At 34.9% G+C, this 15,684-nt stretch carries 16 protein-coding genes; 6 read left to right on the top strand and 10 right to left on the bottom strand.

Going from position 1 to position 15,684, the window contains the following annotated elements; genetic code table 11:
* Window positions 1–51: 51 nt before the first annotated feature.
* Window positions 52–1,251, top strand: coding sequence for an RNA-guided endonuclease InsQ/TnpB family protein (locus WDZ98_RS06930; RefSeq protein ID WP_368059882.1), 1,200 nt, complete (start codon window positions 52–54; stop codon window positions 1,249–1,251).
* A 6-nt stretch (window positions 1,252–1,257) separates the two neighbouring features.
* Here WDZ98_RS06930 and WDZ98_RS06925 read toward each other — a convergent pair whose 3' ends face one another.
* From WDZ98_RS06925 to ileS, 5 genes are all read right to left on the bottom strand, one after another.
* Entirely contained in the window at window positions 1,258–2,175 is a 918-nt protein-coding gene (locus tag WDZ98_RS06925; RefSeq protein ID WP_368059884.1) for a CoA-binding protein, read from the bottom strand.
* On the bottom strand, window positions 2,172–3,278 hold the full coding sequence (locus WDZ98_RS06920; protein ID WP_368059886.1) for a succinate--CoA ligase subunit beta: 1,107 nt from the start codon (window positions 3,276–3,278) through the stop codon (window positions 2,172–2,174). The genes WDZ98_RS06925 and WDZ98_RS06920 overlap by 4 nt, the downstream gene beginning before the upstream one ends.
* Before the next feature lie 40 nt (window positions 3,279–3,318).
* A complete protein-coding gene (locus WDZ98_RS06915) occupies window positions 3,319–3,648 on the bottom strand; it encodes a hypothetical protein (protein WP_368059888.1) in 330 nt (109 codons plus the stop codon).
* 114 nt (window positions 3,649–3,762) lie between these two features.
* The gene (gene dps, locus WDZ98_RS06910; RefSeq protein WP_368059890.1) at window positions 3,763–4,347 is read right to left on the bottom strand and encodes a DNA protection during starvation protein; all 585 of its coding nucleotides are present in this window, start codon (window positions 4,345–4,347) and stop codon (window positions 3,763–3,765) included.
* A gap of 52 nt (window positions 4,348–4,399) precedes the next feature.
* Entirely contained in the window at window positions 4,400–7,597 is a 3,198-nt protein-coding gene (gene ileS / locus WDZ98_RS06905) for an isoleucine--tRNA ligase (protein WP_368059892.1), read from the bottom strand.
* A gap of 86 nt (window positions 7,598–7,683) precedes the next feature.
* On the opposite strand from ileS, the gene purD reads away from it, so the two are divergent.
* Window positions 7,684–8,946 carry a phosphoribosylamine--glycine ligase gene (gene purD, locus WDZ98_RS06900; RefSeq protein ID WP_368059894.1) on the top strand — a complete coding sequence of 421 codons (1,263 nt, stop codon included), beginning with the start codon at window positions 7,684–7,686 and terminating at the stop codon, window positions 8,944–8,946.
* Here the strand turns inward: purD and WDZ98_RS06895 are convergent.
* Together WDZ98_RS06895 and WDZ98_RS06890 are read right to left on the bottom strand one after the other, a co-directional pair.
* On the bottom strand, window positions 8,937–9,500 hold the full coding sequence (locus tag WDZ98_RS06895; protein ID WP_368059896.1) for a 5-formyltetrahydrofolate cyclo-ligase: 564 nt from the start codon (window positions 9,498–9,500) through the stop codon (window positions 8,937–8,939). The two genes, purD and WDZ98_RS06895, sit on opposite strands and share 10 nt — an antisense overlap.
* Window positions 9,490–10,353 carry a bifunctional 5,10-methylenetetrahydrofolate dehydrogenase/5,10-methenyltetrahydrofolate cyclohydrolase gene (locus tag WDZ98_RS06890; protein ID WP_368059898.1) on the bottom strand — a complete coding sequence of 288 codons (864 nt, stop codon included), beginning with the start codon at window positions 10,351–10,353 and terminating at the stop codon, window positions 9,490–9,492. Before WDZ98_RS06890 ends, WDZ98_RS06895 begins: the two co-directional genes overlap by 11 nt.
* A 44-nt stretch (window positions 10,354–10,397) precedes the next feature.
* Here WDZ98_RS06890 and WDZ98_RS06885 point away from each other — a divergent pair, with 44 nt between their 5' ends.
* The gene (locus WDZ98_RS06885; RefSeq protein WP_368059900.1) at window positions 10,398–10,730 is read left to right on the top strand and encodes an antibiotic biosynthesis monooxygenase; all 333 of its coding nucleotides are present in this window, start codon (window positions 10,398–10,400) and stop codon (window positions 10,728–10,730) included.
* Between the two features lies 1 nt (window position 10,731).
* Complete coding sequence (locus WDZ98_RS06880) at window positions 10,732–11,052, top strand: cupin domain-containing protein (protein WP_368059902.1); 321 nt, start codon at window positions 10,732–10,734, stop codon at window positions 11,050–11,052.
* Here the strand turns inward: WDZ98_RS06880 and purN are convergent.
* The gene (gene purN, locus WDZ98_RS06875; protein WP_368059904.1) at window positions 11,049–11,666 is read right to left on the bottom strand and encodes a phosphoribosylglycinamide formyltransferase; all 618 of its coding nucleotides are present in this window, start codon (window positions 11,664–11,666) and stop codon (window positions 11,049–11,051) included. The two genes, WDZ98_RS06880 and purN, sit on opposite strands and share 4 nt — an antisense overlap.
* Window positions 11,667–11,742: 76 nt before the next feature.
* Here purN and WDZ98_RS06870 point away from each other — a divergent pair, with 76 nt between their 5' ends.
* Entirely contained in the window at window positions 11,743–12,702 is a 960-nt protein-coding gene (locus WDZ98_RS06870) for an exonuclease (protein WP_368060148.1), read from the top strand.
* On the opposite strand, the gene WDZ98_RS06865 is transcribed toward WDZ98_RS06870, so the two are convergent.
* Together WDZ98_RS06865 and WDZ98_RS06860 are read right to left on the bottom strand one after the other, a co-directional pair.
* A complete protein-coding gene (locus WDZ98_RS06865) occupies window positions 12,695–12,931 on the bottom strand; it encodes a hypothetical protein (RefSeq protein ID WP_368059906.1) in 237 nt (78 codons plus the stop codon). The two genes, WDZ98_RS06870 and WDZ98_RS06865, sit on opposite strands and share 8 nt — an antisense overlap.
* A 394-nt stretch (window positions 12,932–13,325) precedes the next feature.
* Window positions 13,326–14,600 carry a glycerate kinase gene (locus WDZ98_RS06860; RefSeq protein WP_368059908.1) on the bottom strand — a complete coding sequence of 425 codons (1,275 nt, stop codon included), beginning with the start codon at window positions 14,598–14,600 and terminating at the stop codon, window positions 13,326–13,328.
* Between the two features lie 52 nt (window positions 14,601–14,652).
* Here WDZ98_RS06860 and WDZ98_RS06855 point away from each other — a divergent pair, with 52 nt between their 5' ends.
* Window positions 14,653–15,597 carry an iron-containing alcohol dehydrogenase gene (locus WDZ98_RS06855; protein ID WP_368059910.1) on the top strand — a complete coding sequence of 315 codons (945 nt, stop codon included), beginning with the start codon at window positions 14,653–14,655 and terminating at the stop codon, window positions 15,595–15,597.
* Window positions 15,598–15,684 lie beyond the last annotated feature (87 nt).

The following is a 15,684-nucleotide window of genomic DNA, read 5'->3' as shown; positions in this document are numbered from 1 at the left end:
GTTTGTCATGGCAAGTAATTTAACATTGCATTTGTATATTGCAACTAGGTAATGGTATCAACTAGAAACTACAAATTCAGACTATACCCAAATGATTCTCAAGAGTACAAGCTTCAAAATAATCTGGCGGTATGCAGATGGGTCTATAATCGCTTTGTTGGAATGGCACGAAATGGATTCATTACAAGAAATGACTGCAATTACATGCTTACTGAAATCAAACAGACTGAAGATTGGCTATACCAGTATCATTCTAAAATGCTCCAGTCCATATCTACACAGATTGATGGAGCACAAAAGGGAATAATTGAAAAATCCAAAAAAGGACACAAGACAGGATCCTTGAGATTTTGTAAATATTACGATTATAGGACATTCACATATTCTCAGAGCGGATTCAAATTTGAGAAGAAAGGTACAACTGATCTTCTATATCTTTCAAAGATTGGATATGTAGAAATTAGACCACATCGTCCCATTCCACAAAACTCTACAATCAAACAGGTGATAGTAACAAAAACACCATCAGGCAAATGGTTTGCATGTGTTACCGTAGATAAAACAGAACCACTAGTTGAAATTCCCAAAATATCGTTTTCAAAAAGCGTTGGAATTGATGTTGGCATCAAATCGTTTGTGTATGATTCAAACGGTTTTCAGACTCCAAATCCTAAAAATCTGCAAAAGATGCTAAAACCACTAAAGAGAATTCAGAGAAAGGTTAGCAGAAGAAAAAAAGGATCAAACAACAGACTCAAGGCTATATTACATATGCAGAAAATACACGAAAAGATAGCAAACAGAAGAAATGACTTTCAGCACAAACTATCAACTATTTATGCCAAGAACAATGATGTCGTATTTGTTGAAAAACTACATCTAACAAACATGGTAAAAAATCACAAACTGGCTCAAAGCATCGCAGATGCAAGCTGGAGTTCCTTTGTGCAAAAACTAGAATACAAATGCAAGATGCTAGTCAAGGTGGAGCCAAGAGACACAACTGTTGACTGCTCAAGATGTGGGAACAAAGTTCCAAAAGGATTAGCAATTAGAATTCACAGATGCGACAAATGTGATTTGGTTCTGGACAGAGATCACAACGCATCACTTAACATCCTAAACAGGGGATTGAATCTGTCGGCAAAAGTCTACTATGAACTACCGCAGGAACTGCGGGAAGTAACGCTTGTGGAGAGTGCAATGCATTCAATGAAGCAAGAAAAGGTCATCCGACTTGTCGGATGGTAGTTCACTTTAATCGGATTTTTCCATCTTTCCTGCCAGTAATACTGGCACTTCTGCTGGTCTTTTTGCTACTGGTATGTTGGCTTTGTTAAACATCGAAACTTTGGATTCTGCTGATCCATAGGTTCCCATGACGATTGCCCCTGCATGACCCATTCTCTTTTCTTTAGGTGCGGCTCTTCCTGCAATGTACGCTACGGTTGGTTTCTTAAACCCAATATCAATAATTCTCTGAGCTAAAATCTCTTCAGAATCTCCACCGATCTCGCCAACCACTACTAGTCCTTCTAAATCCGAAATATCTTTTATCATTTCAAATGCATCAATTAGTCTTGTACCATTAACCGGATCTCCTCCTATTCCTATTGTAATTGATTGTCCAAATCCCGCATTTGTTAGAGCATCTGAAATTTCATAAAGTAATGTCCCGCTCTTTGATAGTACTGCAATTTTGCCTGCTTTGAAAGGCATTGGTGGCATGATTCCAATTTTGATCAATTCTGGTATCATGATTCCTGGTGTGTTTGGTCCAATGATTACTGCATCTTTTTGTTTTGCAATCTCTAATGCTTGCATTGTATCTCTGATTGGAACGTGCTCTGGAATTGCAACCAGTAATTTTATTCCAGCTTCTAACGCATCCTTAGCTGCTGAAAGAAAGAATTTTGCTGGAACAAACACAATTGAAATTTTTGCATGAGTTGCATCAACTGCTTCTTGCATGGTGTTGTAAATTGGAACCGTATCCTCAAATTTCTGACCTCCTTTTCCTGGTGTGACTCCTGCAACGATATTGGTTCCATATGCTATCATCTGTTTTGCATGCAGTGATCCGTATGCTCCAGTTATCCCTTGAACGATCACTCCTTTCTTTTCGTAATCTGGTTCTCCAGGATTTCCTTTGAGCAAACCAAAAATGTCTGTCATTTTTTTATCCCCATTACTGCAGCATTAATTGCCTCTTCAACTGAACCAAATATTTTAGTTCTAGAGCCTTGCAGCATTTCTTTTGCTTTATCTGATTCTGTACCTTTTAGTCTTACAAATACTGGTAAATCAATTAAATTATTCTCATATGCTTTAAGAAATGCTTCTGCAACAACTGTAGTTTTTACAATCCCTCCATAGAGGTTTACCAAAATTCCTTTCACTCTGCTTAATTTACTAATCAAAGTCAGTGCTTCATAGACTGATTCTGTAGTTGCACCGCCACCTACATCTAAGAAACATGCAGGCTTTCCACCGTTATCTGATAACATGTCTAATGTGGACATTACTAGTCCTGCACCATTTCCTACAACTGCAATATCTCCATCTAATTCTACTAGCGAAAATCCGCTTTTTTCAGCTTGTTCTTCAATTGCTGTCTTTTCTTGATACTTTTGAAGTTCATCATGTCTGAAATTACTATTATCATCTGTTACAAATTTGCCGTCTAATGCCATGATTGAATCATCTTGCATAATTGCTAGTGGATTTATCTCCACAAGCTCTGCTTCTTTCTCAATTGTAAGTTTTGATAATTTTTTCAAAGTGTCGACAAATTGCTCTGCAGTCTTTCCGTCTAATTTCATCTCTTTTGCAACTTGTTTTGCAAGTTCATCGGACACTTCTCCTAATCCGACTTCTTTGATGATTTGATTTTTCACAGATTCAATTTCAACTCCACCTTCAGCTGACGCAATGATGGTATAGCATCTTTTTGAGCGATTCAAAAACAATGACAGGTAAAGCTCTTTTTTAATATCTGCCATTTTTTCTAATAAAATGGCTCTTGCTTTTTCGCCCTTTATTGTCAAGTCCATAACTTGTGGGTATTTTATCTCAAATTCGTCATCATTTTGACATTTTTGAATGCCTCCTGCTTTTCCTCTGCCTCCTACAGGGACCTGAATTTTAATTACAAATGGATATCCTAACTGTTTTGCATGCTTGCGGCCATCTTCGATATTGGTAGATGATATGCTGTCAAGTAGATTTATCCCATACTCTCGAAACAATTCTTTAGCTTGAAACTCTAGTAATTGCATGCAAAACTCATCAATTTTACGGTCTTTATTAATTATGATGCTATTTTAGTTGTTCATCTAGAAAATCAATCATTTCTAAAAATCGATCCTTGCTCTTTCTCAATAGTTCTTGAGGATACTCTTCAATTGTAAATACAAACTGCTGATGAAAACTAGGAACTATTATTCCTCCTGATGCAACCATTTGTTCAATTACATATCCTTTAGTTAATGTGCACACGATCTCCTCGTAAGATTCGTCCTCTTCTTCCAAAGTTTGTCTGTACAACACTATTGGTTTATTGGTTCGTGCAACAACGTTTGACCCCTTTTCTAATAATTCTGATAAATGCTGTATCTGCCAAGCGTCAAGGCTGATTTGCTTTACCATGTTACTAATATGTGATTTTTCTATTTAACTTTGATAAACCAACGCATATTCACAACTTGTCGTCAACAAAGTCATCTTAATTGTAATGTAAAATAAAGAAAATAGTTTTGGCAGTTAAGCCATATCTAGTGCTCTAGAATGTTTTCTTGTATGTGGTCTTTCACCAGAATACTTTCTTCTCATGTGTCCAGATGGTCTTCCATAGATTAGTTCTAGGAACCAAGACTCATGTTCGATCTCTTCAGATAAGATATCTTTTGCAATATCATATGTGGCAGGATCTTTTCCTAATGTCATCTGGCAAATTTTATTCCAATTGACAATTGCTCCTTGCTCTGCTTTGAGACATTTTTCTAGAATTGCATTATGATCTGTTGGATTGGCAGGAAGTTGTAAGAATTCACAACCCGAAATTTTGATAAATTCAGTTGCATCATTTGGAAGAGCTCCGCCTAGTTGGTAGATTCTCTCAAGGCATGACTCAAAGTGGCTAAGATCCTCTAGTCTAGCGTCTTCGATAATCCCCTTTAATCCCTCACCTTCAATACCTGTGCAATGTGCTCTGAGATTGGTAAAGTAATAGTATGCAGTAAATTCCACTGCTGCATTTTTGATTAGCTCTTTTACCAATTCATCGACATCTAGGCCGTTTTGTTTTAGAACGTTAATTCCAACAACATTTGGTTTTGATTCGGACATTTGCTTATGCCTTTTTTGATTGTAATAAAAATATTACATTCATTCTCAACGATTATTCTACTGAAATCCTGACTTTCTGACCATCTATGTCGTCTTCTTTGTATTCTTTACATGATTCTGTAAAGTTTACTTGTTTTACTCTTACTAAAAATGCTAATTCTTTTGTTCTGTCTTTAATCATTTCAAGTGATTCATCATCTAATTCTAAAATTGATGCAACTTCTAAAACATCAGTTGGATTGTATCCTCTTTCTTTTCTAAGTGTTTGTAATCTTCTGGCAATGTCTTTTACCAATCCTTTTGCCATCATCTCTTTGTTTCTGGATGTTGAAATCAATACAGTGTATGTGTCTCTTTTTGATAATGCAAAGTTTTCACTTGCATCAAAATCTACTATAAAGTCTTCATTATTTAATGAAATAATTTCTCCGTCAATATCAAAATCATATTTGCCATCTTTTTGTAGTGATGAAATAATTTTTTCAGGATCTGTTTCATTAAATGTTGCAACTAATTTTCCCATGTGTTGTTTTGCTTTTGGTCCGATCTGTTTTCTTTCCAATTCAACTATTGCTTTAACTGGTAATCCCAACTGTTTTAATTCTAAAATCTGTTCTAATCCTGATTCCTTTTCTGTTTCAACGATGCTGAATTTCTCTACATTTAGTTGTGATTGCAATAATTCTGATAATGATTCTAGTTTTATTTTCTGACCTTTCTTCAAACAAATCTGTGCTTCATTTAGTGGCCATCTCCTTTTCAGCTTGCCCTTCATTCTTGCTGCCGATGATATTGATACAACGTCTTTCATAATGTCAAACGACTCTTCAATTTCTTCATTGACTAGTGATTCTTGATATTGAGGCCACTTGTCTAGTAGGATACTTTGTTTTTCAGAAAAGACAGTTTGATAGAGATATTCACTTGTAAATGGACAAAACGGATGAATCAAAATATCCAGCGTTTTGAGTACTTGGTTTAGTACAGCATAGATTGACAGTCTTCGCTGTTTTTTGTCCTCGTCTTCATCCCATAATTCTCCTCTTGTGATTGGAATGTATATCTGACTAAGATTATTAATTATGAAATCATCTATTGCTTTTGCACCTTCATGGAATTTACATGACTGATTCTTTTCAGTTAGTATCTGAATTAGTTTTTGTAGTTTTGATAAAAGCCAAATGTCTGGTGATGTTAGTAGATTGTTTTGCTTTGCCCATTCTACTGTATTTGATTGGTCAAACTTGTCATATTGGCTATTTTGTTTAAAGTACAGGTGCAGGTTGAATAATGTATTAATCACTTGGTATGGCCTTGACATTAACTCTTCTGTGCTAAAACTTAGTGGCTCAATTGGACTTGCCTTCCACATAAAGTAGAATCTTATCAGATCAACTGGATACTTTTCTAGTAATTCTGCTCCTTCCAAAACATTTCCCTTGCTTTTACTCATCTTGCCTCCTTTCTCATCAAGTACGTGTCCCTGAAACAAGAATGCCTTGTATGGTGGTATTGGTGCGTTGTTTAGAATTACATTTTCAATTAGTAACGTGTATGCCCATCCTCTGGTTTGATCAATGCCTTCTGTAAAAAATGGAGCTGGTATCTCTTTTGCATATTCCTCATCAGTCAATGACGAATATGGTGCAGCACCACTGTTGTGCCATGTATCTAGCACATATTCTTCTCTTCTTGTTTTGACACTGCTGCATTTTTTACATTTTATCGTAATGTTGTCAATCCATGGTCTATGTAATTCAAAATCCGGACCATCTGGTAGTTTGTCTGCCGCTTCTACGATGTCTTTTCTTGTAAAGAACCAGTTTTTCTCTCCACAATCCTCACAATCCCATACTGGTATTGGACATCCCCAAATTCTTTCTCGTGAGATACACCATGGATGTCTTTCTTTTATAATTCCCAAAAATCTGTTTTTTGGCTGCTCAAAAAAATACTCTACGCTTTCTGCTGCATCTATTGCTTTATTTTCTAGTCTGTCTAGCTTGTAAAACCATCCTCTTCTTGCTAACCATACAATTGGATGGTGTGATCTCCAACAGAGCGGATACTTGTGTTTTATTTTTCCAATCTTTACTAGTGCTTTACACTCTTTTAGATCTTCTACTATTACTGTATCTGCATCTCTTACAAACATCCCGTTGTATTTTCCAGCACTTTCTGTAAATTTTACCTCGTCATCAATTGGACTAAAGATTTTGACTTTACGTTTATTTGCAATTTTGATATCTTCCTCACCGTTTGCAGGTGACAAGTGTACCAGGCCACTTCCAGTACTTGCATCTACAAAAGATTCTGATACTGTAACATGATAATTGTCTAGTTTTGAATATTCGTTTAATTCTGGAATCAAACTCAATAATGGGTGGATGTATTTTCTTCCTTCAAACTCTGATCCTTTTGCAGTTTTTTCAACTTTATAATCTTCAATCTTCATCTCTTCCATGAATTCTTTTAATCTTGTTTTTCCAATAATCCATGTTTCATCCTCTACTTTCACAAAAGCATAGTCTTCTTCAGGTTGTAACCCTACCATTGCATCTGTAACTAGTGTAAATGGCATAGTGGTCCACACTATCAAAAATACGTTTTCATTTACTAGCTTTACTTTATAGTATAATGACGGATCTTTTACTTCTTCATATCCTTGATTCACTTCTGCATGACTAAGCGATGTCTGACAACTAGGACAATATGCAATTACTGTAAAATCTTCTTCTAAAATCCCGTTCTCATATGCCTTTTTTAATATCTGCCATTCTCGTTCGATAAATTCATCTCTAAATGTCCAATATGCTTTCTTGTGATTAAATGACATTCCAAGTAAATCGTCTACTTCTACCCATGTTTTGTTAAATTTTTCTACAACTTTTTTACACTCTGATACAATTCGCTCAATTCCAAATTCTTTGATTGCCTCTGTTTTTCCGCCTGTGACTCCTAGTTCTTTTTCAACTTGCAGTTCTACTGGAAGTCCTTGTGTGTCCCATCCTCCATTAAATTCAATTTTTTTTCCTTGTAATGTGTTAAACCTGTACCACAAATCTTTGATTACTCTTCCTCTTAGATGACCTGCATGTGGAATTCCATTCATTGTTGGAGGCCCTTCGATAAATCTAATTTTTTCAGGTTTGTCTGATGCAAAAATTTGTTTTTCTAAATCAATTGACTTGATGTATTCTTTAACTTGAGATTCTATTGATTTTGCGTCAAACTTTGCAGAAAGTTCCATCTAAATTTTGATATGTATGTGGCATTATAAAGCTAAATTGATTTTCTGAGACTTGGATTATATAATTGGGTAAAAGATAATTTTTGTTGGTAAATGTCCTAGTTATCGGTTCAGGAGGACGAGAACATGCTTTGTCGTGGAAATTGTCTCAAAGCAGTAAAGTCGAAACTGTCTACACCGCACCTGGAAACGGTGGAACCCAAAACAATATCCAAATCAATGTAAATGATTTGGATGCTTTGGCTGATTTTGCTCAAAAAAATAATTGCTTTACTGTGGTAGGGCCTGAAGATCCACTAGCTGCAGGAATTGTCGATAAATTTAACAAACTTGGTCTGAAAATATTCGGACCTTCAAAACAAGCAGCACAACTTGAATCAAGTAAAATCTGGGCAAAAAATTTCATGAAACGAAATGACATCCCTACTGCTAGATTTGAAATTTTTGACGATGCCCAAAAAGCACAAGAATATGTAAAAACACTCGATTACAATGTGGTTGTCAAGGCTGATGGTCTTGCAGCTGGAAAAGGCGTAATTGTTTGTAATGGTGCTGATGAGGCCTTCTCTGCAATCCAAACAATTCTTGTAAAAAAGACGTTTGGTGATGCTGGAAATCGTATAATTATTGAGGAGCGCATTGATGGTATTGAAGCCTCATACATTGCACTCTCCGATGGCAATGTTGCAATTCCTATGGCATCAAGTCAAGATCACAAAAGAATTTTTGATAATGATAAAGGTCCGAACACTGGAGGAATGGGTGCTTATTCTCCAACTCCAATTATTGATGACGCTCTATCAAAATTGATTCAAGAAACAATAATTGAAAAAACAATACATGCTATGAAAAAAGAGGGTATTTCTTTTACTGGATTTTTGTATGCTGGTATTATGATTAGAGATGGCACTCCATATGTTTTAGAATACAATGTTAGAATGGGTGATCCTGAATGCCAACCAATTACGATGCGCATGGATTTTGATTTGTATGATTATTTTGTAGCCTGTGTTGAAGGAAAATTGTCTTCAATGTCTCCTGCGTCTTGGAGGTCGCAATCTGCAGTATGTGTTGTGTTGGCATCTGAAGGTTATCCTGAATCATATCCAAAAAATGATGAAATCACTGGATTTGATTCTATTTCAAATGAGGCAATTGTTTTTCATGCTGGAACAATAAAGTCCGACGGCAAGATTTTCTCTAACGGTGGACGTGTTTTGGGTGTCACTGCATTAGGAGATACATTGAGTTCTGCAATCACAAATGCATATGCCGCAGCTGAGAAAATTACTTGGTCTCACAAATACAATAGAAAAGATATTGGACAAAAAGGTCTGTCTTATCTTTGAGTTTGTATCATTTTATCTTCAGTTACAATCCAATCGATAATTATGTCATGTTCTGATTTTGGAATGTTTTTTACAATTTGTTTTTCTAATGTAATGGAAATAGTAGTGATTTTGTTTTCTGCTAAGAATTTGTCATAATATCCATGACCATAGCCTAGTCTTACTCCTGCCGGAGATATTCCTACAGTTGGCACTAAAATCACATCCAAATTATTATTAACTTTACAGCCATCTTTTGGCTCCATGATATCAAACATGCCCATTTCTAGGTCTGAAAATTCGGTAATTTTTCTAAATTCTATTTTCTCTCCAATTACTTTTGGTAAAAATACCTCTTTTCCCTCACTAAGCAACTCTTGAATTATATTTTGTGTAAAAATCTCACTTCCTATTGGATAATACACTCCAATTTTTTGAGCATTTTTGAATGCATATATTTTCTTTATTTTTTTTTGTATCTTTTCACTAGCTATTTTCATCAAATCAAAAGATGTGTTGTCTCTTTTTTCTAAAAGAAGATTTCTGAGTGATTCTTTTTCAGTATTATTTTTCAATTTCACCACTCAACGATGCTGCAGTTACTGTATTTCTTAATAGCATGGCAACTGTCATAGGCCCTACTCCTCCTGGGACCGGTGTTGCAAGAGATGCTTTTTGTATTATCTGCTCAAAATCTGAATCTCCAACTAGTTTTTCCTGAAATCTTGAAATTGCAACATCGATTACTATTGCTCCTTCTTTTATCATATCCGGTGTTAATACAAACTTGTTTCTATCTCCTACTGCAGTAATTATAATGTCTGCTGATTGACATAGATCAGTTAAATTTCTAGTTTTAGAGTGGCATGTAAGTACTGTTGCATTTTTTTCCAACAATAAATGATAAAGTGGTTTTCCTACTAGATTACTTCTGTTAATTAATACAATATTTTTTCCTTCCAAATTGATTCCATGATAATCAAACATCTCCATTATTCCTGATGGAGTGCATGCCACTAGAGCTGCTTTTTTCATGGCAAGTAATCCTACATTGTGTGGAGTCAAACCATCTACGTCCTTTAATGGTGAAATTCTTGATGTGGTGGTAAACTCGTCTAATTGTTTTGGCAATGGAAGTTGGATCAAGATGCCATGAACTGATTTATCTGCATTTAGTTCATCTATAATTTTGATTAGTTCTGATTGAGTGATGGATTCATCTAGCTTGTGATCTTTGGTTGCAATTCCTACTTCTTCACATGCTTTGTGCTTATTTCTTACATATGTGGCTGAAGCAGGATTATTTCCAACTAACACTGTGGCCAAACAAGGAGTGATTCCCTTGTTTTTCAACTCAACTACATCTTTTTTGACTCTGTCTTTGACTGATTGTGCAATTACTATGCCGTCAATCTTGATGCCTGCCATGTTCTGTTTTTGATTTATAGATATTTAATTCTTGGAATTTCTCTGTGAGAATCTTAGAAAGGAAATTAAATGACTCTATTTCTAGTCATGTCATGTTTGTAATGATTGCAGATATTCAACTAAAGGAAGGAGCAGAAGAGGATTTCAAAAAATGGTTTGCAGAATCAAACAAAACTCTGTGTAACTTTCCTGGATTTATCTCTAGAAAGTTCTTGAAATCCACTGATGGCACTTGTAGGATTCTTGTAGAACATGAAAGCAAAGAGACATTTATCAAAATGCATCAAAGCCCTGAACATGAGAAAATTCATCCAACTGGACACTCATTTATGAGTGCAGATCCTGTAAGAAAAACATACCTTGTAGCTGCTGAATAAATTGAAACTAGATTTTGATTTATCTGATTATGTCGATAAAATAAAAAAATCTGATTCATATTTTCATACTTTTATAAACAAATCTAGTCTTGCAGCTGGAGTTTTGGTTTTAAACCCTGGTGAAGAAGACACACAAACTCCTCATGAGAGTGATGAGATTTACTATATAATATCTGGAGATGGATACTTGAAAATTAATTCCAAAGATTATCCTGTTTCAAAAGATAAAATATTTTTTGTTGGAAGAAATGTTAAACATTATTTTCATGGAAACAAAAAAGAACTCAAAGTTTTGTATTTTTTTGGTGGACCTGACTCTTAGATGATTATTGTCTTTCTTCCAGAAACCCTGATTTTCTTCCTAGCAAAAAGATTTACGGCTTCTGGATAAATTCTGTGCTCTTCTTTTAGAATTTTTTTTGAAAGTGTTTTTTCAGTATCATTTTCTTTAACTTTGACTATTGCTTGAATTATTATGGGTCCTGTATCCATTCCAGAATCAACAAAATGCACAGTGCATCCTGAATACTTTGCACCGTATTCTAAAGCTTGTTTTTGTGAATCCAATCCTGGAAATGATGGAAGTAACGCTGGATGAATATTGATAATTCTATTTTTGTATTTTTTTACAAATTCTGGGCTGATTATTCTCATAAATCCTGCAAGACACACAAGTCCATTTTTTGGTGTGACTCCATATTTTGTTAAAATTGAAATTAACTCCTTGTCGTACTCTTCTCTACTTCCTTTGAACCCCTTACTTTCAAACACTTCTACATTGACTCCAAGTTTTTCTGCAATTTTTAAGCCCTTTGCATCATGTTTGTTTGATATTACCACTGCAGGATTGATTGGAATCTTTTTTTTCTTAATTGCCTTTAGGATGGATTCCATGTTGCTCCCGCGACCTGAAATTAGAATTCCTAGATTTAGCAACTAGTCAATACTAGATCAAACCTGCAATTTATATCAAATCCAACAAATTTCATTCTTATTGCCTAGTAAAGTTAGGATGACAAAAAATGGAATTATGTGTGAAGGAGAACACCGAGTCTTTTTGGATCCAAAAAACACCGATTCTTCTGGAATTAATTTTGTATCTCATGCTCATTCTGATCATCTGCCTTCTAAAAATGGCGGTACCATACTATCGTCTATTGAGACAAATGAAATTGCGAATCTTCGAGGATTTAAGATGGAAAATCATGTGGAATCCCTTGAATCCTTCTCTCTAGTTGACAGTGGTCATATTTTGGGTGCAAGGGGATTGCTTTTTGATGATATTTTCTATACTGGAGATGTTTGTACTCGGGATCGTGGATTTCTAAATGGTGCCAAAGTTCCAAAATGTAAAACTCTGATCACTGAATGTACCTTTGGATTGCCCGAATTTGTTTTTCCTAAACTTGAAGACACTCTAAAACAAGTAAATGAATTAATTTCTGAACTCTACGGTAGAGGAATTCCAGTAATTTTGATGGGGTACCAGTTAGGCAAGGCTCAAACTATTACTCAGTTTTTTGGTCACTGGGGTCCGTTATATCTTCATGACTCTATTAAAGAGATGAATTCACTTCATCAGAAATTTGGTGTGACATTAAATGATGGAATTGGACATACAGAAGCAGAAAAAAATGGTTTATTAGAAAAAAAACCTTGGATTATGATTGCTCCAATATTATCCAATAAAAACAAGTTTGTACAAGATATGAAATCAAAATACGATGCAGTCACTATTGGATTTAGTGGATGGGCACAATCTACACGATTTTCTTTTGGGAGAAGAACTGATTATTCAATTCCAATAAGTGATCATTGTGATTATAATGAATTAGTGGAGATGGTTGTACAATCTGGCGCAGAACAAGTATACACAATACATGGATTTGTTGATGAGTTTGCAGCAGACTTGAGAAAACTAGGAATAAGTGCACAACCTTTACTGGAAAATTCTCTAGATGATTTTATTTAGTAAACTCATTACATTGACAGTCTTTTACTAGACAAGTTTCTGCGTTTCTAATATGATCATGTGAAAAGTGTTTGCAGTTTTCATTTTTACAAATTCTTCGCTGCGCTTCTTTTTGTACCACTAACTGGGCTATGGAATTTGCCTTGTCTTTTGAATATCCTTTCTTGTCCATGTAAAAATGAACTATTCTATTGTAAAGTTTTTCTGGACTGAATTGTTTTTCTAACAATATTGTCGCTTCCCATTCCCTCTTCTAAAAATTGATCCTTTATGACAATCACATTTACACAATTCGTTCTCACAAAAACCCATTTTGTTTTTTTGCATACTGTAATTAGGCATTGATGGTATTTGAAGGGCTCTTGTTTTTGAACGACAATTTGTTCAATTTTAATCCATTTTTTGAGTATTTTTTTCAGATTTTGGATGTTTTAGATTGTTAATTATGTATATGCTTAAGTTCGTACAAATTTTCCATCATTTGGGGATTTATGGATAAAGAATGGTTACGAGTTAAAAGTGGACGTAGTAAAGGTTGCAGAGATTGTATCAGTCATAGATGTGTCCCAAGTAGTTGTAGATGTGATTGCCATAAATAATGCAACTTGTTAGATTCTGAAAATTTATTTTAAAATCACGCCTATATCCATTAGGTTTGTATGAGTTGGTTTTGTTATTATGTTCCCCTTTTGTTTTTGGAAGAATCTCCCAGAATCACTGTTTTTAAGAAATTCTTTAATTGTATTCAAATCCATCTTGATATTTTCTGTAATTGCTCCTGCAAAAACGGAATTTCCATCAATTCCATCAGTACCCATTGATGCGATGATCATCTTTCTTAATTTCTGAGTATTTTTTAATAATCTTAAAACTAGTTCCTGATTTCTACCTCCTATTCCTTTTCCAAGAACTTTGACCGTGGTTTCTCCTCCAAAAATAATACATGTTTTCTCTTCTGTAATTTTTTCAAGAATCTTTGTCACTGCTTCTTTAATGTCTCCAAAAACTTGCATTGTACTTACTGTATATCCTATATTTTCAGCTGTTTCTTGCATAGCTTTCAAACAATCCTGATTGTTTGCAATAACCATATTTTCAATTCTGGATTTTTTTGGAGTCTCTTCCACTTTCTTATTTACTCCGTCTTCTAACACACGGAGAACCTCTTCTGGCGTTTTCCATCTTATTTTGTATTTGTCTAAAATTGCCAATGCGTCTGCATATGTTGTATCATCCATGTATGTTGTACCTGATGCAATAGATGAAAGATCATCTCCTTCCACATCTGACATTACTAGACTGATTCCTTGACACTTCATGTTTTCAACTAGTTTGCCTCCTTTGATTTTTGATAGGTGTTTTCTAATGCAGTTAAACTCTTGAATTGTTGCACCTGATTTTAACAGTACATTTGTTACATGGATTTTATCATCTAATGTTATCTCATTTGGCAATGCAAGAAGTGATGACGCTCCTCCAGATACCAGAAATATTATCAACTCATCACTTCGCTTGTTTTGAACAAATTTCATGACTTCCTTTGCTGCCTTTACGCTTGTCTGATCCGGATTTGGATGTCTTGAATTAAAAATCTGAAATTTTTTACTTTTAATGATTGATTTTGAACCTTTAGGAATTACTATGATGCCACTTTTTACAGGCAATATGGCATTGAGGGCTCTAGTCATAGAATCTCCTGCTTTGCCAAACGCGATTGAATAGATATTGGAATATTCACCAATATTGAAGATTTTGTCATTTATTCTGATTTCACTAGGTGTGACATATTTTGAAATGATATTTTCAGGATTTGCTGCTTGAAGACCTGCCTCCAAAATTCTCAAACAATCTTTTTTCTTGTCAGTAATTGCCAATTCTTCAAAGTTTTGTATAATCATACTGTCAATCAATAATGCAAGATATAATAATAATCAACAATGTCTTTGATTTATGCAAACAGTACGCATTCCAAAAGTTATCAACTTTGGAGAAAATGCACTTGGTGAAACAGAGTATCCAAAAAATGCCCTAATTGTCACAACCGTTCCGCCAGAACTTTCTGACAAATGGATTGCAAGAATGGGAATCACGGATTACATGTTGTACGATCAAGTAAAACCTGAGCCATCAATTGACGATGTCACTTCTGTCATTTCACAGTTTAAAGACAAAAACCCCTCTGTTCTAATTGGATTGGGTGGTGGAAGTTCAATGGATGTAGTAAAATATGCTGCACCTGAGATGAAAAAAGAAAAGATCTTAATTCCAACAACATTTGGAACTGGAGCTGAAATGACAACTTATTGTGTTCTGAAATTTGATGGTAAAAAGAAATTGTTGCGCGAAGATAGATTTTTGGCTGACATGGCAGTAGTGGATTCATACTTTATGGATGGCACTCCAGAACAAGTCATCAAAAATTCTGTCTGTGATGCATGTGCTCAAGCTACCGAAGGATATGATAGCAAACTCGGTAATGACTTGACAAGAACCCTATGTAAACAAGCATTTGAGATTCTTTATGATGCAATTATGAATGGCAAACCAGAAAACTATCCTTATGGTTCAATGTTATCTGGAATGGGATTTGGAAATTGCTCAACAACACTCGGACATGCTTTGTCCTATGTTTTCTCAAACGAAGGAGTGCCACACGGTTATTCTCTTTCATCTTGTACTACAGTTGCACACAAGCACAACAAGTCAATCTTCTATGATAGATTCAAGGAAGCTATGAACAAACTTGGTTTTGATAAACTAGAACTCAAAGCTGATGTTTCAGAAGCTGCTGATACTGTTATGACTGATAGAGGACATTTGGATCCAAATCCAATTCCAATATCAAAAGATGATGTCGTAAAATGTCTTGAAGATATCAAAGCAGGTAATTTGTAAAAAATTCAATATTTTTTACCTTTTTTCATTTTTCTTGAGAAACTGCGAAATTGGCAGCTTGATTAAACTTTTTATTCTAATACTCTG

Origin of the sequence: Candidatus Nitrosopumilus sp. (assembly GCF_040878665.1) — an archaeon.
GTDB lineage: Archaea > Thermoproteota > Nitrososphaeria > Nitrososphaerales > Nitrosopumilaceae > Nitrosopumilus.
This window is presented reverse-complemented; position numbering and strand designations above follow the sequence as displayed.

Coding starts and splice junctions, on each gene's coding strand:
- dps (WP_368059890.1), bottom strand. CDS start 4,347: ATGTCCGAATCAAAACCAAATGTTGTTGGAATTAACGTTCTAAAACAA.
- WDZ98_RS06925 (WP_368059884.1), bottom strand. CDS start 2,175: ATGACAGACATTTTTGGTTTGCTCAAAGGAAATCCTGGAGAACCAGAT.
- WDZ98_RS06860 (WP_368059908.1), bottom strand. CDS start 14,600: ATGATTATACAAAACTTTGAAGAATTGGCAATTACTGACAAGAAAAAA.
- WDZ98_RS06870 (WP_368060148.1), top strand. CDS start 11,743: ATGACAAAAAATGGAATTATGTGTGAAGGAGAACACCGAGTCTTTTTG.
- WDZ98_RS06855 (WP_368059910.1), top strand. CDS start 14,653: ATGCAAACAGTACGCATTCCAAAAGTTATCAACTTTGGAGAAAATGCA.
- WDZ98_RS06890 (WP_368059898.1), bottom strand. CDS start 10,353: ATGGCAGGCATCAAGATTGACGGCATAGTAATTGCACAATCAGTCAAA.
- WDZ98_RS06930 (WP_368059882.1), top strand. CDS start 52: ATGGTATCAACTAGAAACTACAAATTCAGACTATACCCAAATGATTCT.
- WDZ98_RS06915 (WP_368059888.1), bottom strand. CDS start 3,648: ATGGTAAAGCAAATCAGCCTTGACGCTTGGCAGATACAGCATTTATCA.
- WDZ98_RS06920 (WP_368059886.1), bottom strand. CDS start 3,278: ATGCAATTACTAGAGTTTCAAGCTAAAGAATTGTTTCGAGAGTATGGG.
- ileS (WP_368059892.1), bottom strand. CDS start 7,597: ATGGAACTTTCTGCAAAGTTTGACGCAAAATCAATAGAATCTCAAGTT.